The sequence below is a fragment of the Corynebacterium sp. MSK074 genome, from assembly GCF_030229735.1.
In the GTDB taxonomy this organism is placed as follows: Bacteria; Actinomycetota; Actinomycetes; order Mycobacteriales; family Mycobacteriaceae; genus Corynebacterium.
Genome location: NZ_JASPIX010000002.1, coordinates 324,157 through 347,772, shown reverse-complemented (window position 1 = coordinate 347,772; position 23,616 = coordinate 324,157). Strand labels below are relative to the sequence as shown.

The window sequence follows — 23,616 nt, the reverse complement described above, 5'->3', positions numbered from 1 at the left end:
CGCAACGCCAGTCCGCACCAGCCCAAAGCGGCCCCAGACCACCCCGGCGAGCGGGACTACTTTCCGTGTGCACCTACACACAAATAGGGGTAGATGGAAACGGGTTTCAGCAGAAATACACAGGTCAGTGAAAACCGCTTCCATTACCACTAACAGTTTATGAAATTCATTTTCTATAGTTTCTGGTGGACTTATGAGAACTGTAGAAAGGCCTCCCCAACAGTGGCTTCCCCACGTATCCGCTTCCTTGCCGCGCTCAGCACGCTAGCGCTTATCACGCCCGCCACGGCCGTCGCCGGCCCCGATGATGGCAAGCACATTGCCACCGATACCCACGTTGACTCCCCTAAGTCTTTCTGGGAGAACAACGACTTCGTGCTGAAGTCTGAATTTGGCGGCCAGGAACCGCCGATCGCAGACACCGTAGCCTGGGTGGGCAGGGGCTACAGCGCTATGGACGGACACAATCAGTACCTCTATACGCTGCCGGAGAATGGCACTCAGGACTATATTGGGGCGCCCGGAACCACGTACTACACCGCGCCGCACCAAGTGTCCGGCAATACTTCACCCATCTGGTTAGGCTTTGGCGCCGATACCTCCCTGCCCACTGACAAATTCCGGGATGGCATAGCCTTCCTTGACTTGCTCAGCGTCGATGGCCCCGGCGAGGTCGAGCTTTTCACCAATAAAGATGATGAGGACGGCACCCAGCTGCACCGTATGCTCGGCTCCTTCCCTGATTCACCGCATTCGGCCTATCTCGTTGCCGGCACGCACACCCACAACTACACGCTGTTTACCAAGCCCGGCCGTTACCGCCTGACCTACCGCACCAGTGCGCGCGGCAAGGACGGCCGGCTTATTGCCAATGAACCACAGACCACAACGATTCAAGTAGGCGGCCACAAGCCCAAAAACGAGAAGACTCCAAGCCTCAAGGAACGCTTTGCCCAGTCCGCGACTGGTGACGCCGCCGCTGCCGGCTACAGCCTGCGCATGGCCCCTAAGCACAATCCCGAAAAAGACGGCGATGACAAGCTCACCACTATTTCCTTCGACGCTAAAAATAAGGCGCAGGGTACCCTGACGCTGCTTATCGACGGCTACTTCCTCACCGACCTCCCCGTTAAGAATGGCCGCGCGCAGTGGGACGAGTACATGGGGCCAGAGCCTTCCCAGGTACAGGCTGTGTTTACCCCAGAGGGTGATGCCCCGCGCTGGATTTCTAATCCCCTTGATGTCCAGCCCGGCGCGTCCGTGCAGACAGATTCTTCTTCTGCCGCCGAGACGTGGCAGGAAGCCTCCCACCCGCGCCAGCTTGCCCCCACCCAGGAAACCGAGTTGCAGGAGCTGGGCTATACCATCCGCATGCGCAAGCAGGGCAAGGGCGGTACCAAAATCGTGGTCGATACCGAGGATAAAAGCTTCAACGGTCTTCTCACCGGCGGTCTTTATGATGCCAAGGAGTCCAAGTACCCCACCGTGGATCTTGAAACCCCCATTACCAATGGCCACGGCGAGGTTGCCTTTGACGAGGGCGAATACTTCACCGGCTCTTATGCAAAGGTCAATCTCTTTCCTCATTCCACCGTGAAGGCCGGGCATGCAAGCAGCGTGATTACGGAGTCCTTTGCCTTCGGCGAAAACTACGAAACCACGGGGCGGTTCTCCACTTCCAACGAGGAACCGGACACCACTCCCGGCAAGGAAGACTCGCCTTCCCAAGCGCCGAAGCCAGGCGCAAATGAAGCGGAAGCCGACACGCACCAGTGCAGCGAGAAATACCTACTGGACCGTGGGCACGTGGACATCAAGGCTCAACCTGCCGAGGGCGGCTTTACTACCGTTCTGCGCGATGACACGGCACAGGTGGATAAGAAGTCTGTCGACCGCAAACTTGATGACGTGGTGCTCGGCGTACACGATAATGCGCTCACCCGGCGCAACGAGAAGCTTGCGGGCAAGGAGTTCGACTTCCTCGGAAATCCCGGTGAGCGCTTCTATCACCTACCGCAGACACAGAATCAACACATTATCTGGCCCGGTTATAACACTCAGGACTTGGATTATTCCGCGACCAAAGACAATGCCGTCAACCTCAACCTGAAGCCCACCTCCACCCCAGACGGGGCCGAGTGGGGCGCCTTTATCGACGCCTCCCATGGCAAGGGCTTTTCGGTCTTGGCGAACTCCGCGGCCAAGGACTACACCATCGAGACCAACTTTCCGGCCCACACCCACACGCACTGGGCCTTTTCCAAGCCCGGTGTCTATACCTTCGAGGCCACCTATACGGCCACGGGGAAGGACGGCAAGGAACTTAAGTCCGAGCCGCAAACTCTGACCTTTGCCGTGGGCGATAAAACCCTAGATTCTTGTTCCTCCCGCAAGCCGAGCGACTCCGAGGGCGAGACACCCAGCGAAAAGCCGACCGAGAAGCCGGACGATGCCGCTAGGCCAGAAGAGCCAACGGGCTCCTCGTTTAGCCCGTGGAGCTTAGTCCTCCCAGCGGTCCTCGTGGTGGTCTTCAAGGCCTTCTATAACTTCTTCCGCGATAACGAAGACCTCATCCGCCGGCGCTTCGGCCTCAATTTCTAACCCACACCAGCCCACCTAACTAGACGGGACACCACAATGCATCAATCCCACTCTCCTGCCACCCGGCGCGCCCCACAGAGGCGCCGGTTCATGTCGGTACTTGCTGCCGTCTTTGCCGCAGTCTTAGCGTTCTTCTCCCCCGGCGCAGCGTTGGCCTTCGATGAGGTCTTTGATTCCGGGCACGTCGACGCCTTCTACGTCACGGCCCCTGATGGCACGCTGCACCTTTCGATGAAAGAAGACATCACTGGGTCAGCAGTTCCGCGCTCTGGCGATGATGTAGCGCTCAAGGTCGTTGAAGATGCCTGGTCCGATGCCACCGAAGCTGTGCCAGAAATCGGCCAACCCACCTACTTCTTGCCGCAGACCCAAGACCAGCGCATCATTTGGCCGGGCTGGGATACTCAACCCGCCCGCGATGGCGGTTTCGAAAGCGTTGATTTGGAGTTTGCTGAGGTCTCCGGCCCCGGTTCTGTGTATGTCTTTGAAACCAGCGGCTTTGGCGACGTCAAGGCTGTGACCGATTCTGGTTCCATGGAGCTCACCAGCGGTGAGGTCATCAATCAGCCCAATCCTGCCCACCGGCACGTCAATTGGGCTTTTAGTGAGGCCGGCACCTACACCATGACGGTGCGCGCCCATTCCAATGGTGAATCCAGCAATGCGGTGACCTACACCTGGGAGGTGGGCGACGGCGGCGATGCCTCCACCGCGGATCGCGCGGCTGATTCCGGCGACGCCACCACTGACCAGGAAGCTGCAAGCACAAAGCGACCTGCAGGCAAGAGCGACGCGGCAGGCTCGGAGACGTCCGGCGCCGCAACAGGCGAAGAATGCACCCCGGGCATGACCCCGCAAATCAAAGACGATACGGTCTCGCCCTCCGAGTGGCGCGATGCCGATGGTGCCACCTTCTACCTCTCCGATAAATCCAGCGTGGATCTCCCCCAAGAAGTAGGACCAGTGCCAGCAGGAAAGGCCTGGATGATTGGTTCTACCCAGGTCGAGGGTGTTCCGTGGTTAGGTGCGAATACCCAAAGCCCGTCGATGCGTGAAAATATCCCCGGCGATGTCACCTGGGAATTAGTGGGCTTCAAGGGCCCCGGCCCGATGATGGTCTACTCCCAGGGCGGGCTGGGCAAGGTCGTCGGCGAGGAGTGGTTCCGCGGCAACGCAGATGCAGCAGAAGGCACCCATTCCATCGCCCCGAATACTCACGTGCACCCCAACTGGGTCTTTGGCGCCCAGGGAACCTATGACGTCACCATCCGCCAAGTAGCTCAAACTGGTGAGGGAAAGCAAGTTGCCGGTGAGGCAACGCTCCATTTCGTCATCGGCGGGGATGCACCGGCCAAGGCATTTGACAACGGACACTTCGACTTGGGAGCTGCCGTGAATCCAGACGGCGGCGACTGTGGGAATGGCGCGGCGGCAGGTGGGGCGTCGGCAAGCTCAAGCAGCTCTGCCGCACCCACCGGATCGGGCAACGGGCAGTCGGTGCAGGCACAAGGCACGAGCGGTTCTTTAGCCAATACTGGGACCCCCATCGTGCCACTCGGCATCGGGGTATTGGGCCTGGGAATGCTCTTCCTCGGCCTGGGCATTGCGCGGCTGGCCGTAGCTAAGGCAGCGGACTAATGGGGCGTTCATTTTCCCACAATCGCCGGCGCCTTACCGTAGGGGCAATTCTGGGCTGTTGCCTGCTCACCGCTGGTTGTGCGTCCTCGGCCGCACATGATGCTGGGACCGGAGAAGGATTCAGCGTGGTGGCCACCACCCCAATCCTGGCAGACCTAGCGCGCAACGTGGCAGGTGAGGATGCCCAGGTCAAAAGCCTCATCCCCAGCGGCAAGGATCCGCATACCTTCGAGCCAACGCTGCGCACGGTGCGCGATATTGCCAATGCCAACCTGGCGCTAAGCAACGGTTACCTGCTGGAGCCGCAAGCTCTTATCGATACGCTGCACGAGTCCACCGACGCTCCCGTAGTGGAGGTCGCCGACGCTGCCTCCACCCGCGGTGCCACCCTGGTGCCGCTGGTCGAAGATGTCTCCTTGGATGCCATTTGGCTAGGACTGCGCATCAGCGGCGCCGCGCAACACTCCTCCGGAGTGGACTTTCGCATGGTCTCGGCCGACGGACCGGGCGACGTGGCGGCCTACGTGGTCTCCGCCTTCGGTACCCCGGAGGTCCTCTTTAACTCGGCCGATGGCGTCGATGGCAAGGAAGATGCAGTAACCCTTCCTGCCAACGCCCACACCCACGTCTCTTGGGGCTTTTCCCAACCTGGGATCTACCGCCTTGGGTTTCAGGCCGACGGGACCGAAGTCCAGCACCTCACTGTAGCCGTGGGCGTCAACCCACCCGCTGGAATGCGGGCCATTGATTCCGGGCACCTGGATATTGAGGCAAACCTGGCGCAGCACCGCATTGACCTGCGCGACCAAGACAAGCGCTTTGACCCTGCCACCACCGCGGTATCTATCCCCTCGTCAGTGCTGCAGCCCATTCCGCCGGATCCGGCCTACCGCTTCCTCGGCGCGCCGGGCTCGGATACCTACCTCTTGCCGCAGGCCGTGCTGGGCAAGCACATCCATGGCGAGGTGGATCCGCACTTGTGGCACAACGTAGACAACGCTATCGCCTACGTGGATGTCATTGCGGAGGAGATGGCGCAAGCAGATCCCTCCCACGGTGCCGCCTACCGGCAGCGGGCAGCGGCCTATACCAAGCGCCTGCGGGACACGGATGACTATGTAAGCCGCGCCATTGCCTCTATCCCTGCTGAAAACCGGCACCTAGTGACCACGCACCATGGCTACGCCTACCTCGAGCAGGGCTATGACATTTCGGTGGCGGGTTTTGTTACGCCCAACCCGGCCATCGAGCCTTCCCCGCGGGAGGTTATAGCCTTGCGCCGCACACTGGAGAACCTGCATCTACCGGCCGTCTTTGTCGAGCCCGTGCAACAGGCCAGCGCTGAGACCCTTACCCAGGCTGCCGCGGAACAAGGCGTGGCACTGTGCCCCATCTATGGCGACACGCTGGACGGCACTGTCGGCTCCTATATCGACCTCATGAAGTTCAACGCTGATTCACTCCAGCGTTGCCTGAACCCCAATTCCACTGATGGAGAAAACAATGCTTAAATTCGCTACCCGTACCGCTATCCGCACCGCCGCCTGCGCCCTTACTGCCGGCCTTGCTTTTTCTACGAGCCCTGCCTGGGCCGGCGACCTCGCACAAGTCGTCGGCGCCGAGGAACAGATCGCCCCACAGGGCGAGGACAAGGTCATCGACACCGGCCACGTTGACGTTGGCGCTTTGCTCGACGGCACCGATTCCGAACTCATGGCCCGCGATGATGCCGGCGACAAGCCCGTCTGGCGCCACCTAGATGATCTTGTCTTTGCCGTGGGCGATAAGGCGCAGCAAACCCTGCCGGAGACCGATGACTTTGGCTTTGTTGGCGCCGATTCCGGCGAAAAGGTCTGGGTAGTTCCCCAAACCGAGCAGGTCGGGGTTCCCTGGCTGGGTTGGAATACCCAGGCGCCCTCGCTTGTCGACGCCGCCGATCGCGGAGTCACCATGGAATTCCTCGGCCACTCCGGTCCTGGCGATTTCTCCCTTTTCCTGCAAAACGGCGGCTTTGAAGCACCACAGCTGCTGTGGTCTACCGCGCAAAAAAGCGACGAAGACTTCTGGGTGGACCTCAATACCCACACCCATGCCAATTGGACGTTTACAGAGCCAGGCACCCATCAGGTAGGCATCAGGGTCAAAGGTAAGACCAAGGATGGCGCCGATTTCAGCACCGATGGCGTGCTCACCTTTGCCGTGGGCGACGATGCCGACGTCCAAGCGGCCCAAGATACTACTTGGAATCCAGACGATGCCCAGACCGCAGGCTCTTCCATCCCCACTTGGATCTTTATCCTCGCGGGCGTGGGCGCCGTCGTACTCCTGCTGGCCCTTGGCCTAGTGCTGCGCTCTTCCAAGCGAGGCGATAGCCGTGGCTAAACCGCTCATTTCCGTTGCCGACTTGGAAGTATCGCTATCCCACCGGCGCGTAATCACCGGTGCGAGTCTAGAGGTCCACCCGGGCGAATTCATTGGGCTTCTCGGACCCAATGGCGCGGGCAAGACCACGCTCATGCGCGCCATTTTAGGACTCATCCCCTCCTCCGGTACCCGAGAGATCGGGGGAATCGTAGGCTACGTGCCCCAGCGGCACGAGGTGGAATGGGGCTTTCCCATCAATGTCTACCGCACCGTACTCAGCGGGCGCACCGGCATCATTGGCTGGCTCAAACGGCCACGCGCCGCGGACCACGCCGCGGCGGCAGAAGCTCTTCGCTTGGTAAACATGGAAGATTTTTCCACCCGCCCCATCGAAGAGCTCTCCGGCGGTCAGCGCCAACGCGTCCTCATCGCCCGAGCGCTCGCCACGCAACCAGACGTGCTGCTGCTCGACGAGCCCTTCACCGGCCTAGACGCCCCCAATACCGAATCACTGCTCGAACTATTCGAAGAGCTTTCCCAGCGCGGCAAGGCCATCCTCATGTCCACCCACAACTTGTCTGAAGCGGCGCACTCCTGCCACCGCTTGGTCCTCTTTAACGGCACCGTAGTGGCCGATGACTCCGCTCCGCGCCTACTTCACCAGACTGCTCCGTGGACGCAAACCTTTGGCGTACGCGCCGGCTCTCCCCTGCTTTCTGCCATTGGAGTCTCCGCATGATAGAAATTTCCTTCCTCGATTTCCTCCGCGACCTTGCTAACCCCCACCTCGACTTCCTTGCCCGCGCGGTAGGTATTTCTGTGCTTGCGGCCATCGTCTGCGGCGTCGTCGGCTGCTACGTGGTGCTGCGCGGCATGGCCTTTATCGGTGACGCCGTCTCCCACGCGGTTTTTCCCGGCTTGGCCATAGCCTTCGCTTTGCAAGCCTCCGTGCTCGTCGGTGGCGCGGTGGCCGGAGCGGTTGTGGCGTTGCTCATCGCCGCCTTTTCGCAGCGCCGCCACGTACGGGCAGATTCCATCATCGGCATTTTCTTCGCCGCTGCCTTTGCCTTAGGCATGGTGATCATCTCGCGCACCGATGGCTATAGTGCTTCGCTGACCAGCTTTCTCTTCGGCTCGCTCACCGGCGTATCCCGCAGCGATATCATCGTCGCGGCCAGCGTGTGCGCTTTGGTTATTGCCGTCGTCGTAGCTTTTGGCCCCCAGCTCAACGCCACCTGCTTGGACCGGGAAACCGCCCGCGCCATGGGGCTTCCCGTTGTTGTGCTCGACATCATGTTGTACCTGTGTGTCACCGCTGCCGTGGTCATTTCTGTGAGCACCATTGGCAATATTTTGGTCCTCGCGCTTCTCATCACCCCGGCCGCGACGGCACGCCTGCTTACCACACATCTTGCGACCATGATGTGGCTTTCCGCCCTCATCGGCGCGCTGTCCAGCTTCCTCGGCATCTACCTGGCATGGGCCATTGATCTTCCGGCCGGCGCCACCATCGTGCTCACGCTCACCGTTATTTTCTTAAGCGTTTGGGCCATCCATCCACTCCTCGGCGCCCGCAAGCACGCCGGTGCCTCGCTTTCCGACGCCCCACGTCCCGACACCCCACGAAAGGAATCCGTTACCTCATGAAACCAGTCTGCCGCACCACGGTGGCCCTAGGCGCTGCCAGTCTCATCGGCCTCGGCTCACTTTCAGGGACGGGCGTAGCCGGCATAGCCCCCACCTCCGCCCACGCAGAAGAGTCCGCCACGGCCTGCTCCGCCAGCGACTTCGATCTCATTACCAAGGGCCACCAAGACATGGCACTTAGCGGCGATTCCGGCAACCTCAGCTTCACGGTCAAAGACGATGCCAAAGGCATCAAGCATGACTCTGAGACCTTTGCTATTGAGGTTTCCGATGGCTTGAAACAGCCACTATCTGGGCTCGGCGATAGTTCCCTTCCTGAAGAAGGCTGGGTGCTGCCTCAAACCCAAGACCCCACCGCCCCCTGGCTGGGCTTTAACACCCAGGAGCTATCCCAAGACCTACTCGCCGCTGATGACACCGCAACCTTGAGCATGGCGATCGCACAGGGCCCGGAAGATGGGCGCATTGTGGCCTACCAGGCGGAGCTAGGCGCACCCACGGTACTCATGGACACTGAAGATGGCTCTGCCTGGGATTACCCAGGCAATTCACATTCCCACCCAGCATTTGCGTTTACCAAGCCCGGAACCTACGCGGTGAGCTTTACCTTTGAGCTTCCCGATGGCTCCCGCCACCACCTCCATGCCGGCTTCCTCGTAGGAAAGCAAGCTGAGGCGAAGGACCTGTGCGGCGTGGACTATTCCGAAGCGGATGCGGCCACTGGTTCTGGCAACAGCGCGGATAGCCGCCCCAAGCAACTGGAAAAGGACATCAAAGATGTAGACAAATCCATTGCCGGGTTGGACAAGGAACTGGAGAAGACCCTGCAGGAAGGCCAAAAATTCCTTGACGGCGGCGCACCTGACGATGCAGAAAAGGGCAAGCACTCAACACCCAAGAAGCCAGCGAATACTGAAAAGTCTGGAGCGCCACAAAAGTCCCACGCTCCGACATCAACCCGATCCACTGCCCCTGCGCAAAAGTCCAGTTCTGGTTCACGAACTACGACCCACCACTCGGCTAGCCGTGTCAACGACTCTGCCTCCACCGCAAAATCAGGCAAGAGCACGTCATCTGGCTCGCACTCCTCGGCTTCCACCAGCGGTTCTTCCCGCTCGACTGCCAAGAAGTCCGCCAAAAGGAAGGACACAAAACCCTCCTCCCGTACGAAAGCAAAGTCCGCCGACGCCCGCAGTGCACAGCATGTTCCAGATGCAACCGACACAGAGGACAAGGACAGCAAAAATGTGCTGACCGATGCCGCTGCCTATACCTCTACCCTCGCAAAAAGCAGCTTCTGGGCGGGGATCCTGGCCGGACTGGGCGCATTCGCCTTAGCACTCGGCATCGGGTTGTTGGTCTATGTCCAGTTCTTCCGCAAAAAGAAGACACCACACCAGCACCAGGCCAGTGATGCCACGGCGAACTTACCGGGCGTCGATTAGCGCAGGTCCGGCTTAAGAAAGCACAAAGCCCAGAGGATCTCTCCTCTGGGCTTTAGCGGTGGCTAAGAGCTACTGCTTTTATACCCGGGTCTTGGACGATAGGAAGTCCCAGACCACGTTCGGCGTATCTGGCTGCCAGAACCAGGTGTGGTCTTGCGGAACCTTTACCAGTTGCACATCCTTGTGGCAGCCGTTAAAGCTCAGGCGTTCCGAGCCGCCGGCTTCCGGAGTGGATTGGAAGGTCATATCGCAGCGATTGCGCTTCAGGTAGCCGCCGAGCACGGTGCGCACTGGCAAGTAACCAGCTTCGTGCCGGTCACCGCCTTCATAGGTCATCATCTTGTCATTGACACCATGCATGATGAGGGTATTCATCGGCGCATCGGCACAGTTGACCTCAACTGGGTTGTAGAAGGCACCCGAGACCATGGCTACAGCGGCGAAGGTATCTTGGGCGTGGCAGCCCAGCACAGAGGTAAACCCGCCGCCGTTGGACATGCCCATGGCATACACGCGGTTTCGATCAACGTGGTAGTCCTTGTCTACCGAATCAAGAATGCGCTTGATAAAACGGATATCCTCCCCATCGCGCGTCTTAGCATAAGGCGCCGCCTCCCAAGCGCGCTCAAATCCCTCTGGATAGACGATGATGGCCTCGTTATTGGCCTCAGTCGTCTGCATACGTGCGTAGTTGGAATAGTTCTCTGGGGAATCTCCCCAACCACCAAAGCCGAAGAGAACGGGCGCCGCCTTTTCGGGCGAGTAGTGGTTTGGAACACGCAACAAGTACCTGCGAGTCTTACCCTCATGCTCCATCTCTAGGGACTGCATGGAACCCGGCGCAAACGGCGGGTTCGGATTGATGCTGGTATCAACCATTGCCGGCCGCGGCGCTGGCTCGGGAAGAGATGATCCCTCCGGAACTGGCGCTGCACTGTTATCGCTGCTGCCATTTTCTGCTGGCGCCGGGGTGGACTCCTTAACACCTTCTGGAACTAGGTGGGACCCATCGGGCTGCGGAGTAACGGGCTTTGCGTTTTCGGGAGCAGGTACTGGAGCTGGGGCCGGTGCAGGAGCAGGGGTTGGCCCTTCTTGTGCATGGGCAGGCGCAGCACACACAAGCGCAGCGCTAGCCAGCGCAGCAGCGAGGATTAAGTAAAGGGAACGATAAAGAAACTTAGTAACATTAGCCACAAGGTTAAAATTAACCACATCATTCACTTGATTCACTGTTTACACGCCCAGTGCACACTCAATTCTGTAAGAAAAGCCCAAGGCACTAAGCTAGATCCCCATGCACGAAGACAGACCAAGCACCGCCCCCGATTTTTTGCTTTCGCGAGCAACGGGGTCTGTCCGTACCCAAGGTGCGCGCCACACTTTCAATGACACCGACGCGGCGATTTCTGCCCTGCGCAGCAAGGATGTTGACATGGTCGTCGGTGCGATTCCGTTCGACTCTGACACGCCCGCCGCGCTAACGGTGCCGGAGGCCATCATCCGCGAAGAGGGTCCGCTGGAACCGCACGCCTACTACCGCAATAAGAGTTTGAGCTCCCGCGTGGTTGGCTTCGATCCAGAGCCCGAGGAGCACCTGCGCCGAGTTGAAGCGGCCATCGGCACGATCGAAACCTCCAAACTGGAAAAGGTGGTTTTGGCCCGCGCCGTAGATATCGAATTCCCTGAGGCTATTGATCCGCGCCTCGTGGCGGCTCGCCTTATCGACCTTTCCGCCAACCGCGATGGCTTCATTGCCGATCTCTCCCCCGCTGGGCGGCCGAGCGCGATGCTGGTTGGTTCTTCTCCAGAAGTTTTGGTCAAGCGTCAGGGCTCGACCGTTTCTGCTTTCCCCTTGGCCGGATCGTCACCGCGCCGCAGCGCAGCGGCCGAGGATCACATCGCAGGACAAGATCTCTTGCATTCCGCCAAGGATCTCCATGAGCATTCCTTCGTAGTGGAACACCTGCGCCGGGTCCTGAGCCCACTGTGCGAAAGGCTAGACATTCCGGATACCCCGCAACTTATTAGCACCAATGAGATGTGGCACCTTGGCACGCCGATTTCCGGAACGCTCAAGGATAAAGGCTTGACCGCTCTTGAGCTTGCCCTGGCGACACACCCCACACCGGCCATCTGTGGCACCCCTGCAGAGGCCGCCCAAGCCCTCATCGAGACTGCAGAAACCGACCGTGGATTCTACGCCGGAGCGGTCGGTTGGTGTGATAGCTCCGGCGACGGCGAGTACATGGTCGCCATCCGCTGCGCAGAAGTGGCCGGCGATGGTCTTTCCGCGCGCGCGTGGGCGGGCGGCGGCATCGTAGGCGATTCCGACGCCCAGGCTGAACTGGAAGAAACCACGGCCAAGCTGCGCACCATTTTGAAGGCGCTTAGCCTCTAAGCTGCACACTTGGCGACGAGCACAACATCGCTTTGGTGGTGCGCCCCCGCGCCTTCAGTCAAGTGGCGTTCACGACGAGTTAGCTCGACCGTTTCCAGCTCGCGCAGGTTTTCCGCGAGCCATTCCGGCATCGCTGCCTCTGCCGACTCCATATCGTGATGGACATAGAGCAGTGTTCCGCCTGGAGCCACCAATCGCTCTAGCTTTTCCACCTCTTCTGGCGTGGCGCGTACCCCGCCATAGTGGACGCTGACCAAGTCAAAGGGCTCATGGCTAAAGTCACTAAACGTTGCGACCTGCGCCGCGACACCGCGGGCCCTAGTGCGTGCGACGGCAGTCGGGGCGAAATCAATGCCCAACACATCCCAGCCGTGGTTCTTTAGCCAGAGCGCATCCGCGCCTTCTCCACACCCGATATCAAGGGCAGTACCAGGGGTCAGCTTCGCAGCATAATCAACAAGGGTCTCATTGGGATTGCCCGACCACACCCGTTCAGAACTCTGGTAGCGTTCCTCCATTTCCTCGGAGGTGGGTACGCAGGCGCGGTGTTCTTGGTGGCTCGGGTTATGCACGGTGGATGGTATTGCGCAGGGTGCCGAGGCCCGGGATCTCGATTTCGATGGTGTCACCTGGGACCATAGGAGCGGTGCCAGCCGGGGAGCCGGTGGTGATGACATCGCCGGGCAGCAAGGTATAGGCAGCGGAGATCTCCTCCAAAATGCCGCCCATCTTCACAATCATCTGGTCAGTATTGGAATCCTGCTTTTGCTCGCGAGAACCCTCGTGCGTCAGATAAGCATTAATCTTCTGATCGTCTAGATTCAAGCTGTCCAGATCGGTTTCGATCCACGGGCCGAGCGGGCAGAAGGTGTCAATACCCTTGGCCCGAGCCCATTGACCATCCTTAAACTGCAGGTCGCGGGAGGAAACGTCGTTACAGATGGTGTATCCCAGCACGTGGTCTTTCCAGTTCTCGGCCTTGATGTTTTTCGACGGCTTAGAAATGACCACGGCAAGCTCGCCTTCAAACTCGACGTTGGTGGCGTAGTCCGGAATCTTGATTGCAGCATCCGGGCCAATGACCGCGGTAGATGGCTTGATGAAGATGGTGGGAGGAAGGCTATCAGCAGACTTTTTGAAAACCTCGGCAACGTGGTCCGCATAGTTGCGTCCAAGCGCTACCACCTTGGTGGGAAGGGTCGGCGCCAAGAGGCGAACCTCGTTAAGCTTCCACTCGCGGCCGGTTGGCTCCGGTGGGGTGAAGGGCGTGCCGGCAATTTCCTTTGCTACGAGCTCTTCCATTGGGGCAGCTTTTGGCCCATCGATAATGGCGAAACAGATTCCTTCGGGGTGTGCAATTCGTCCTAAACGCATAGCGGTAATCCTACTCAATAGCCACCTTCACATGTGTGCAAAGGATACGGTGTTAATTAGTTAATTTGAGTAAATTTCCTTTGCCCTTTACTCACCGTTACTAACCCCGGTGCCGACTACGCCAGGAAACGCTGGGCACTTGGGGCGTCGGCAAGCGCCCAGCGCAAGAAGCCCGCTCTATTCGACGAGAAGCTGGGCGATTCGGTCACCGACTTCGACGGTCTTTACCGGCCCGTCGCCGCGGTGCGCAACATCTTGTGCCACAGCATCCTCAATCCGCCGGGCGTTGGACTCATCTCCCACGTGGCGAAGCAGCATGGCGGCGGACAAGATTGCCGCTGTTGGGTCCGCAATCCCCTTACCCGCAATATCCGGCGCAGAACCATGCACCGGCTCAAACATCGAGGGATTCGCGCCAGAGGCATCGATGTTTCCGGAGGCAGCAAGGCCAATGCCGCCAGTTACCGCGCCCGCCAAATCGGTGAGAATGTCTCCAAAAAGGTTATCGGTGACAATGACGTCATAGCGCGCCGGATCGGTCACCATATAAATGGTCGCTGCATCAATATGCTGGTAATCTACACGAACCTCTGGAAACTCGGCGGCGACTTCATCAACAGTGCGTTGCCACAACCCACCAGCATTGACCAAGACATTAGTCTTGTGCACCAAGGTTAGAAGCTTGCGGCGCTGCGCTGCCCGCGCAAACGCATCGCGCACCACACGCTCCACACCGAAACGAGTATTTTGCGATACCTCGCTGGCCACCTCGTGCTCAGTTCCCTCTCGCAAGGTACCGCCGTTTCCGCAGTACAACCCCTCGGTACCTTCGCGCACCACAACGAAATCGATATCGCCCGGTTCAGCGAGCGGCGAGGAAGCGGTGGGATAGAGCTTGGACGGGCGCAGGTTCACGTGATGATCCAGCGCAAACCGCATCTTAAGCAACAGCCCTCGCTCCAGCACGCCTGGTGGCACCTCACCTGGGGCGCCGATCGCCCCCAACAGGATCGCATCGTGTTCGCGCAGACTCTTCAAGTCAGCGTCCGTGAGAAGCTCCCCATTGCGCAGATAACGGCGCGCGCCGAGATCATAATCAGTGGTCTCGATATCGGAGCGAACGGCTCGCAGCACCTTGAGCGCCTCGGCCGTCACTTCTGGCCCAATTCCGTCGCCGCCAATCACCGCAAGTTTCATTATGTAGGATTCCTTTCTCACAGAGTGGATATGGACTTACCCTACCAAAAGAAACCCGCGCGGCGCAGGAAGTTACCTAGCACCACGCGGGTTGAGACTCTGTTGCAGTCCGCAGCCTTATGCTTCCATGTCCAGCTGTTCGCATTCAGCTCCCAAGGCCGCATTAATGTCGGCGATGAGATGCTCTGGCACCTCGGCCTCCACGCGCAGAATCAGCACAGCATCAGATTCCTGTTTACCGTGCGTAAGAGCGGCTGCCACGATGTTGATTCCCGCAGCGCCCAACTTGGTACCTACCGTTCCCAGTGCACCAGGGGCGTCCGCGTAGCGGAAGAAGAGGTTGCGGCCGGCAGCACGCATATCTACGCCACGACCGTTGATGCGAATGAACTTTTCGGTTCCATCGATGCCGATAAGTGCGCCGGTAAGCGAGGACGTCTCGCCATCGGCACCGATAACCTTTACCCGCAGGGAAGAGCGGTGCCCCTTGGACTCCGTATCAGTAGATACCTCCACCTCTACGCCACGACTATTCGCGATCTGCATTGCATTGACAAAGGTCACCGGTTCCGAAGTCACAGCGCTAAACAGTCCCCGGACGGCAGAAAGTCCTAGCACTTCCACGTCTTCGGTAGACAACTCGCCACAGGCCTCCACCTCGACGGCAACGGGGGCTTGTCCCAAAAGGCGGCCAGCAGTGAGTCCTAGCTTGCGGGCGAGGTCCAACCAACCAGCAACCTCTTCTCTCACTGGCCCGCCGGAGACGTTGACCGCATCCGGGACGAACTCTCCTTCGAGCGCCTTCAAGACAGACTCCGCGACATCGGTTCCCGCACGGTCCTGGGCCTCTACAGTGGAGGCGCCTAGGTGCGGGGACACGGTGACTTGCGGCAGCTTAAAGAGCGGAGAATCAGTGCACGGTTCCGTGGCATAAACGTCAAAGCCCGCACCTCGATGATGTCCCGACTCGATAGACTCAGCCAGAGCCGCTTCATCTACCAAACCGCCTCGCGCTGCGTTAATGAGAATCTGTCCTGGCTTCGCCTTGGCCAAAAGTTCCCTATCAAACATTCCGACTGTCTCCGGAGTCTTTGGCAGGTGAATGGTCACGAAATCCGAACGCGACATCAGCTCTTCCAGCTCAACTAGTTCCACCCCCAACGCTGCCGCGCGAGCCGGGTTGGCGTACGGATCGTGCGCGATAATGGTCGTCTCAAAGGACTTCAGACGCTGGGCAAAGAGCTGGCCAATGTGCCCAAAGCCAACAATGCCGACGGTCTTTCCGTAGACCTCTACGCCCTTGAAAGAAGAGCGCTTCCACTCCCCTTCGCGCAGGGACTGGTCGGCCGCTGGTATCTGGCGCGCTGTCGCTAAGAGCAGTGCAATTGCCTGTTCACACGCAGAGTGGATATTGGATGTTGGCGCATTGACCACCATGACACCCTTGTCTGTGGCCGCCGGAATATCGACATTGTCCAGTCCCACCCCGGCACGGCCCACAACCTTGAGCTTTGTGGCCGCTTCCAATACCTCTGCGTCAACGGTTGTGGCAGAGCGCACGAGCAAAGCCTCTGCCTCCGGAACCGCGGCGAGGAGCTCGGCACGATTCGGCCCATCCACCCAACGGACCTCAACAGAGTCCCCCAAGGCCGTAACCGTGGACTGGGCCAATTTATCGGCAATAAGGACTACCGGCTTCGACATATCTTCCTTCGCTTAAATAAAATGCGGTGCACGCGGGTTGCCCGCGTGTCAAGGAAGTGTAGTTCAGTCAGGAGTGCCCTGCTTGATTTTTGCCTTAAATTCTTTCACTCGACCGAATTCCGGCCCCAAAGCTACTAAGGCGCCGTCCTCAAGGCCCGCAACAGCAGCCATGCTGTGCTTATCCGCTAGCGGATCGGCAGTCGGCATCACCAAAACCCTTCCACCGTAGGCCGCCGCCGTAATGACGTTCGCGATGGGACTATCCTTAGTGGCAACGATATTTGGCGCCATCTGGCCGTCCCTGCGGGACTGTGCTGGGATGGGTTGGCTCTTTTCCTCTCCGGCATCAAGTTCGCCTTCATACGGCACCCAGGCAGGACGCAGCTCCATATGGGGAGTCTTATCCAGCCGTGCAATATCCTTTACCATCTGCTCCGGCGAGGCTACCACCTTGGAACCATATTGGAATGCCGTGAACTCCCCCAGTGCTTTATGCGTTCCTGGATCCTTGATCACGCTGAATTCACCAGAGGTTTTCGTCCACGGCACGTCACCTACTACCACCAAGCGACTTACTCCCAAGTCCGTGAGCAACTTATGGATCTCCAAACGCCTAGCATCGTCATACTGCACCGCTGGCAAATGCTGGTTTACCGCCAAGGTTGCTGCACGAAGAATAGACTTATCGTCCGGGGCAAAAAGGACAAGCGAATCCGAATCTTCAAAAAATAGTCGGCTGGCTTCAATTCCAATGGGGTCATTAACAATGACCAACTTGCCATCAAATTTCGGATCAATAAGACGGTTTTGGTTTTCCGCCTTGGCCTTGCTGAGATCGATTTCGGACTCATCCAGATCGGACAGACCACGCCTGACCAGCTTGGATTCTGTGACCGGAGTGCCACAGGCTGCTAGCGCAAGAGAAGCAACAAGCACTGTAGCAGCCAAGCGCACAGATTTAGCGATCAAAAGCTTGCGGACCTTCCTCTCCACCACAAAGGTTTGCTTCATCCACATCGCGGATAACGGGTTTACCTAAAGCATATTCCACAATGCCCAAGAATCGGTGACGGCGGTCCGCAAGGAATTCACGCGGCTGCGATGCGCGCAGATATTCCAGGTTCATTTCGTGGGATGCTAGCACCTCATCAAATTGCGCATCTTCCATGATGGACTTGGACTGAACGCGAGGTAGGTAGCGGTTGGGAGCGAAACCGTCGAGCACTACCTCGGTTCGTTTGCCCATCGGGGTGTAGTTCATCACCGACTCAGCCAAGACGGGATCAACTCCGTGACGCTTGCACCAATTTAGCGGGAACACAGGGAAAAAGCCTGGCTTGAGCTCTTCAAAGGTATGCCGAGTGAAGGCCTTTCCAGTGCGCCAGTCCTTCGCGCCGCGCGCCATAAGGAGGGCATAGAGTCCGTGCCATACGCCATCTTTGCCATCTACGGAAAGCAGCCGGGATTCACGGAAGGTGGCATCAGCGACGGTCTTCGGCGTCTCGTCCGTTGCACCGGCTACCCATTCGGTGACCTCATCTACGTCGCGAGCTGCACGCAGCTGCACTGCAGAAGAGCCGTAGAGCTCGCCAAAGACGCCACACCAGAACCATTGGTTGATACGGTTCCAGGACTGCTCGGTAGAAAGCGCTCCCCCGCGCTTGGCCAGGCGGGCGATAATGACTGCCAGGGGAACAATCTGCTCATTAAACGGAACCTGATCCATGCTGAGGATGCACCGCTCCGCCAAGAACTCTGATACCTCACGGAAGGTAATGCGCAGATCGTTGGCTGCCGACTTGTACTCCGCCAATGACAACTTCAAAATATCCTCGCGCTGGCCACCTGCACAGCCCTTTTCACCGGAGACCAGAAGCGATACTGCAGAGAGGAACTCGGTGCGCCCAATTCCATCCAAGGCTGGGGACTTACGCAGGTCCTTTTCCACTTCTTGCCAATCAGCGGCCAAGTGGAAGCTGGGGTCCTCAGAGGCAAAGACGGCAGTGAGCAGATCGAACACGTCCATCTGCAGGCCGGCCGAGTTCGCTTGGGCAAAAATCGAGCCGATGCCGGCTCGCTCCGTCTCGCGGGAAAGTCGAATCATTGGCAGGTCATAACCGGACAATGGCCGAATGATGCGATTGTTAAAGGCGGCCAGTTCCGCGCTGTATTCCTGCTTATTCGCCGCAAGTTCAAAAAGCATGCCGACGCCGTCTTCACTCAGCAGAGAGGCCACGGGAATGCACATATTCTCTAGCGCATCTTCGCGCGTTAGGATTTCGCTCTCAATTGCCGGTGCGAAGTGCGAGCAAATCTTGCCGTCTTGATTGACCGCGAAGATGGCGTCATCCGGCATAAGATTGCCGCGTACGGCTGCGCGAATATCGATAAAGAAGCGGCGGTGAATCTTCTTTTTGCGGAAGTCAGTGGTATCTACAAAGCCCTCGCCGTTGAAGCAGTGATACAGGGTGGTCAGGCGCTGCTGCCCGTCTAAAAGGAGCAAGCCGGGGTCGACGCCAGTGTCAGGTGCGCCCGCAAGGGCACGGGGACGAAAGCGCATCTTTTCGTTTCGGGTGTCAAGAGCCATGAGCGCGCCGATGGGATAACCGCGCAGCACGGAAACAATAAGAGATCGAATACGATCTTCATCCCAGGCATAGCTGCGCTGGAAGTCAGGTAACTGGATATCCCCGCGATCAATTCGTGCAAAAAGGTCTTTGAGATCATAGCTTGGCGTCGTAAAACCCATGGCCCTCATCCTACTCCCCGCACCGGAGTTTTACCTGACACAAATAAGGCAAAACCCACGGTAAACATGCCTGTTCACCGTGGGTGTGCGCTACAGACGCCGCCTTTTATTCCTAGGCAGTAGCATCCAGCGGGTTCTTGACCCAGCTCATCAAATCGCGCAGCTTGGTGCCGGTCTTTTCAATTTCGTGCTGCGCAAATTCCTCACGCAGACTCTCCAGCTCCTTGTTGCCGCCTTCAATATTGGCAAGTAGGCGCTTGGTGAAGGTGCCATCCTGGATATCGGACAAGATATCCTTCATGCGCTGCTTTGCATCGGCATCGATTACGCGAGGGCCAGAAATGTAGCCGCCAAACTCGGCGGTATCAGATACCGAGTAGTTCATGTTGGCGATGCCGCCCTCAAACATCAGGTCCACGATGAGCTTCATCTCGTGCAGCACCTCAAAGTAGGCCATTTCTGGCTCGTAGCCAGCCTCAGTCAGGACCTCGAAGCCGGTGCGAATCAGGAACTCTACGCCACCACACAGGACAGCCTGCTCACCAAAGAGGTCAGTAACCGTCTCTGCTTCGAAGGTCGTCGGGATAACGCCGGCACGCGCACCACCGATGGCTGCGGCATAAGACAGAGTCAGATCGTGGCCTTCGCCCTTAGGATCCTGTTCGGTCGCAATCAGACACGGAACACCCTTGCCATCAACGAACTGACGGCGAACCAGATGGCCAGGCCCCTTTGGTGCAACCATGCCAACGGTGACATTGGCTTGCGGTTCAATCAGCTTAAAGTGGATATTCAAGCCGTGCCCAAACAGCAGCGCATTGCCGTCTTCCAAGTTGGGGGCAATTTCATCTTCAAAGATCTGCTTCTGAGAGGTATCTGGTGCCAACAGCATGATTACATCCGCCCACTTGGCAGCCTCTGCAACGGTCTTGACCGCAAAGCCTGCCTCCTCAGCCTTTTCGGCCGACTTGGAGCCTTCACGCAGGCCGATTACAACCTCGACGCCGGAATCGCGCAGGTTCTGCGAGTGCGCGTGCCCCTGGGAGCCGTAGCCAATAACGGCTACCTTGCGACCCTGAATGATAGACAGATCTGCATCATCGTCGTAGAAAGTTTCAATAGCCATGTCGTAGTCCTCAATTCTGTAGTGATTGTAAGTTCAATGAATCAACGTCCCACCTAACACTGTACCACCCTATGAGACGCTATGCCCATATTATGGGATTTAATTTCGTGGAGGAGCCATCGCCTTGGGACCACGCCCCAAGGCCACGTCACCAGACTGCACCAGCTCGAGCACACCGAATGGCTCCAGGACATCGAGAAGCGCCGCTAGCTTTCCAGGGGTGCCAGTAGCCTCCACCACCACTGATTCTTGTGCCACGTCTACCACGCGGGCACGGAAGATATTGACGGCATCGACCACCTGCGGCCGGTTGGCATTATTTGCAGCCACCTTAACCAGCATCAGGGCTCGCGCCACGGTCGAATCCGCTTCGAGCTCCACCACCTTGATGACCGGCACGATCTTGTTGAGCTGCTTGGTCACTTGCTCCATAATCCTTTCGGAAGCATCGACCACGATGGTCAGCCGGTTAATCCCCGGATTTTCCGTTTGGGCAGAAACCAGCGAAATGATGCTGTACCCACGCCGGGAAAACATGCCGGTCACGCGCGACAAAATTCCCTCTACGTCTTCTACCAGGACCGACAGGGTATGCCGGGAAACGTCACTGGGGGCCATGCCTATACCTCCTGGATAGTCTCGTCGATATCGGCAGGAGTTTCTGCTGCCGATTCATTTTCATCAAACAGCGGGCGCAAGCCGCGGGCATATTGAATTTCTTCGTTAGACGCCCCACCGCCGATCATGGGCCAGACTTGAGCATCCTCACCAACAATGAAGTCAATGACCACGGGGCGGTCAGTGATTGCGCGGGCCCGTTCAATGGCCGGCACCACTTCTTCCTCACAGGTGACACGGATGGCCTCGCATCCTAGCGCCTCTGCCAAGCGGACAAAGTCCGGGGTATAGACATCTCGTTCTCGCAGCTTGGTATTGGAATAGTTCTCGTTAAAGAACAGTGTCTGCCACTGACGGACCATGCCGAGGTTGCCGTTATTAATGACAGCAACCTTAAACGGAAAGCCCTCCAATGCCGCAGTGGTGAGCTCCTGGTTGGTCATCTGGAAGCAACCGTCACCGTCAATCGCCCACACCTCCTTATCCGGGCATGCTGCCTTGGCACCGAGGGCCGCCGGGACGGCATAGCCCATAGTTCCGGCACCACCGGAGTTGATCCAGGAGCGTGGGTGTTCAAAGTTAATGAACTGTGCCGACCACATCTGGTGCTGACCCACACCGGCACAGTAGATAGCCTCAGGACCGACGGTTTCACTCAGCTTTTCCAACACAAATTGGGGATTGAGCTGCCCATCCGGAGTGGGATCATAGCCACGAGGGAACCGTTCCTTAAGCCCATCGAGGTAGTCCCGCCATGGGCCTACTTCCGGAGAATTCACCGCAGAGTTCTTGCGGTACTCCTTTAAGAGGCCTGCCAATACCTTGCGCGCATCACCCACGATTGGCACGGCAACCTCGCGGATTTTCCCAATCTCAGCCGGGTCAATATCAGCATGAATTACCTGAGCCTCAGGGGCAAAGGTGGAGGTATCACCGGTTACTCGATCATCAAATCGCGCACCGATAGTAATCAGCAGGTCAGCTCGCTGCATGGCCGCAACCGCAGGGACGGTGCCATGCATGCCCGGCATGCCCATATGCAGCGGATGAGATTCCGGAAAGGCCCCCAAAGCCATGAGCGTAGTCACGACGGGGATTCCGGTACATTCCGCAAACTCGCGCAGTTCCTTTGCCGCCTCCGCCTTGATGACACCACCGCCGGCATAGATGACTGGCTTTTCTGCCTGCACAATGAGCTCAATCGCTTGCGCGATCTGGCGATGGTGGGGCTTGGTCGTCGGTTTATATCCAGGCAGATCAAACGTAGACGGGAAGGAATATTCCAATTCACCGTTTTGCACGTCCTTTGGGATATCCACCAAGACCGGGCCCGGACGGCCCGTAGAAGCCAGATGGAATGCGGCTGCAATGGCAGCTGGAATCTGGCTCGGCTCCGTCACGATGTAGTTGTGCTTGGTAATCGGCATCGTCACGCCGCGGATATCGGCCTCTTGGAAGGCATCGGTTCCCAAGAGATTGCTGCCCACCTGGCCGGTGATGGCAACGATGGGAACGGAGTCCAGGTTGGCGTCGGCTAGCGCTGTCACTAAGTTGGTCGCACCCGGCCCGGAGGTGGCAATGCATACGCCCACCTTGCCGGAAGCTTGGGCGTAGCCTTCGGCGGCGTGACCGGCACCCTGTTCATGGCGGGTGAGCACATGGCGCAGCTTGGTCGAGGTGTGCAAAGCATCGTAGAGAGGAAGCACAGCACCGCCTGGAATGCCGAAGACGAGATCGGTTCCCAAGTCTTCGAGAGTGCGGACAATGGCGTGGGCACCACTCATCCGCTCCGGAGCGTGGGCGCGTGAGGCTGCAGCCACCGAAGCGGGCGTGGGCGAAGTTGTCGTAACCACGGTTAATGTGCTCCTTGGAATGGTCTATTACGGGTCCTGATCATCATTGGCACCGGCTCCAGATATGAACAAAGCCCCCGCGGGCTTGTCTGTCTGCGGGGGCGAAATGCGTCGACGTCATCGGTCGTCGCGGTCACCACCGCGTTGGTACTACCTGAAGTCGAATAATGATCATGGGCATGACTATACACTGATAGGTATTGCGCACGTGCCGATTACCCCCTTTTGGGATCACATTCCCATGTGATGGGACACGCCTGAAAAATAGGTTCGCCCTTGCCCGCCTAAGTGAATTAGGCTTGCACACTATGACTCCACCACCTAAGGACAACAAACCTCGTCAGTCCACCACCCAGGCAGAGGTTTTCAAGCCATCCCGCGACCACATCTTGGGCATCCTCATCCTGTCCGCCATTGCTCTGCTCAGCATCGGATCGGCCCCCAAATACCTCGCATGGCTGTTCATTATCCCCATCCTCGGATTGTGGTGGGTCATAAAATCCCACACCAAAGTCTCCGAATCTGGAATCGCTATCTCTTACGCATTCCGGAAAAATATCCAGATCGCATGGGACGATTTTGCCGGAGTCGGCTTCCAACACGCCCGCGCCTTCGCTCGCACCACGGCCGGCGCGGAGCACAGCTTGCCCGGCGTTACCTTTAACTCGCTCCCGCGACTTTCGGAGGCCTCCCGCGGCCGCATCCCTGATGCCCTTACCCAGGGCCGTGAAGCGGCAGATGACAAGGTGGTCATTGTCCACCGTGACGGCCAACAAGTCCTCCTCAGCAAAGAAGAGTATGCGGACTACCTCGAGCGCCACCCCGAGCTCAAGCCTTCGGCCGAAAACTAAATACGCCGCCTACACTCTCCCACATCCCTTGAAGGAATGGTGACTGAAAAC

Annotated in this window: 19 protein-coding genes; 9 read left to right on the top strand and 10 right to left on the bottom strand. The window is 58.5% G+C overall.

Translation table 11 applies throughout. The annotated features are described in order from the left end of the window. Window positions 1–222 precede the first annotated feature (222 nt). From QP965_RS03650 to QP965_RS03620, 7 genes are all read left to right on the top strand, one after another. Window positions 223–2,601, top strand: a complete 2,379-nt coding sequence (locus tag QP965_RS03650; protein ID WP_284843971.1) for a choice-of-anchor M domain-containing protein — start codon at window positions 223–225, stop codon at window positions 2,599–2,601. 90 nt (window positions 2,602–2,691) lie between these two features. Further along, window positions 2,692–4,239 carry a choice-of-anchor M domain-containing protein gene (locus tag QP965_RS03645; protein ID WP_284843972.1) on the top strand — a complete coding sequence of 516 codons (1,548 nt, stop codon included), beginning with the start codon at window positions 2,692–2,694 and terminating at the stop codon, window positions 4,237–4,239. Beyond that, on the top strand, window positions 4,239–5,750 hold the full coding sequence (locus tag QP965_RS03640; protein ID WP_284843973.1) for an anchored repeat ABC transporter, substrate-binding protein: 1,512 nt from the start codon (window positions 4,239–4,241) through the stop codon (window positions 5,748–5,750). Before QP965_RS03645 ends, QP965_RS03640 begins: the two co-directional genes overlap by 1 nt. Continuing rightward, window positions 5,743–6,621 carry a choice-of-anchor M domain-containing protein gene (locus QP965_RS03635; RefSeq protein WP_284843974.1) on the top strand — a complete coding sequence of 293 codons (879 nt, stop codon included), beginning with the start codon at window positions 5,743–5,745 and terminating at the stop codon, window positions 6,619–6,621. The genes QP965_RS03640 and QP965_RS03635 overlap by 8 nt, the downstream gene beginning before the upstream one ends. Continuing rightward, entirely contained in the window at window positions 6,608–7,342 is a 735-nt protein-coding gene (locus tag QP965_RS03630) for an anchored repeat-type ABC transporter ATP-binding subunit (protein ID WP_374048908.1), read from the top strand. Before QP965_RS03635 ends, QP965_RS03630 begins: the two co-directional genes overlap by 14 nt. After that, a complete protein-coding gene (locus QP965_RS03625) occupies window positions 7,339–8,250 on the top strand; it encodes an anchored repeat-type ABC transporter permease subunit (protein ID WP_284767409.1) in 912 nt (303 codons plus the stop codon). Before QP965_RS03630 ends, QP965_RS03625 begins: the two co-directional genes overlap by 4 nt. Beyond that, entirely contained in the window at window positions 8,247–9,695 is a 1,449-nt protein-coding gene (locus tag QP965_RS03620; RefSeq protein WP_284843976.1) for a choice-of-anchor M domain-containing protein, read from the top strand. The genes QP965_RS03625 and QP965_RS03620 overlap by 4 nt, the downstream gene beginning before the upstream one ends. A 78-nt stretch (window positions 9,696–9,773) precedes the next feature. Here QP965_RS03620 and QP965_RS03615 read toward each other — a convergent pair whose 3' ends face one another. Next, window positions 9,774–10,889, bottom strand: a complete 1,116-nt coding sequence (locus QP965_RS03615) for a CE1 family esterase (protein ID WP_284843977.1) — start codon at window positions 10,887–10,889, stop codon at window positions 9,774–9,776. Window positions 10,890–10,989: 100 nt separating this feature from the next. Here QP965_RS03615 and QP965_RS03610 point away from each other — a divergent pair, with 100 nt between their 5' ends. Next, window positions 10,990–12,093, top strand: a complete 1,104-nt coding sequence (locus QP965_RS03610; protein ID WP_239278014.1) for an isochorismate synthase — start codon at window positions 10,990–10,992, stop codon at window positions 12,091–12,093. Here QP965_RS03610 and QP965_RS03605 read toward each other — a convergent pair. The 9 genes from QP965_RS03605 to QP965_RS03565 form a co-directional block, all read right to left on the bottom strand. After that, on the bottom strand, window positions 12,090–12,611 hold the full coding sequence (locus QP965_RS03605) for a class I SAM-dependent methyltransferase (RefSeq protein WP_255717982.1): 522 nt from the start codon (window positions 12,609–12,611) through the stop codon (window positions 12,090–12,092). The two genes, QP965_RS03610 and QP965_RS03605, sit on opposite strands and share 4 nt — an antisense overlap. 46 nt (window positions 12,612–12,657) lie before the next feature. Continuing rightward, window positions 12,658–13,467 carry a fumarylacetoacetate hydrolase family protein gene (locus QP965_RS03600; protein WP_284843978.1) on the bottom strand — a complete coding sequence of 270 codons (810 nt, stop codon included), beginning with the start codon at window positions 13,465–13,467 and terminating at the stop codon, window positions 12,658–12,660. Between the two features lie 177 nt (window positions 13,468–13,644). Then, window positions 13,645–14,664 carry a 3-isopropylmalate dehydrogenase gene (locus tag QP965_RS03595; RefSeq protein WP_239278012.1) on the bottom strand — a complete coding sequence of 340 codons (1,020 nt, stop codon included), beginning with the start codon at window positions 14,662–14,664 and terminating at the stop codon, window positions 13,645–13,647. 117 nt (window positions 14,665–14,781) lie between these two features. Further along, complete coding sequence (serA, locus tag QP965_RS03590; protein ID WP_284843979.1) at window positions 14,782–16,368, bottom strand: phosphoglycerate dehydrogenase; 1,587 nt, start codon at window positions 16,366–16,368, stop codon at window positions 14,782–14,784. A 63-nt stretch (window positions 16,369–16,431) separates the two neighbouring features. Beyond that, on the bottom strand, window positions 16,432–17,337 hold the full coding sequence (locus QP965_RS03585) for a hypothetical protein (RefSeq protein WP_284843980.1): 906 nt from the start codon (window positions 17,335–17,337) through the stop codon (window positions 16,432–16,434). Further along, window positions 17,327–19,117: a GmrSD restriction endonuclease domain-containing protein gene (locus QP965_RS03580; RefSeq protein ID WP_284843981.1), complete on the bottom strand. Its 1,791-nt coding sequence runs from the start codon at window positions 19,115–19,117 to the stop codon at window positions 17,327–17,329. The genes QP965_RS03585 and QP965_RS03580 overlap by 11 nt, the downstream gene beginning before the upstream one ends. A gap of 112 nt (window positions 19,118–19,229) precedes the next feature. After that, a complete protein-coding gene (ilvC, locus tag QP965_RS03575; RefSeq protein WP_239278007.1) occupies window positions 19,230–20,243 on the bottom strand; it encodes a ketol-acid reductoisomerase in 1,014 nt (337 codons plus the stop codon). 99 nt (window positions 20,244–20,342) lie between these two features. Next, window positions 20,343–20,861, bottom strand: coding sequence for an acetolactate synthase small subunit (gene ilvN, locus QP965_RS03570; RefSeq protein ID WP_005327728.1), 519 nt, complete (start codon window positions 20,859–20,861; stop codon window positions 20,343–20,345). A 2-nt stretch (window positions 20,862–20,863) separates the two neighbouring features. Continuing rightward, entirely contained in the window at window positions 20,864–22,714 is a 1,851-nt protein-coding gene (locus tag QP965_RS03565; protein ID WP_239278005.1) for an acetolactate synthase large subunit, read from the bottom strand. A gap of 308 nt (window positions 22,715–23,022) precedes the next feature. Here QP965_RS03565 and QP965_RS03560 point away from each other — a divergent pair, with 308 nt between their 5' ends. Further along, window positions 23,023–23,565 (top strand): PH domain-containing protein, encoded by a 543-nt coding sequence (locus QP965_RS03560; RefSeq protein ID WP_284843982.1) that lies wholly within the window; start codon window positions 23,023–23,025, stop codon window positions 23,563–23,565. Window positions 23,566–23,616: the final 51 nt, after the last annotated feature.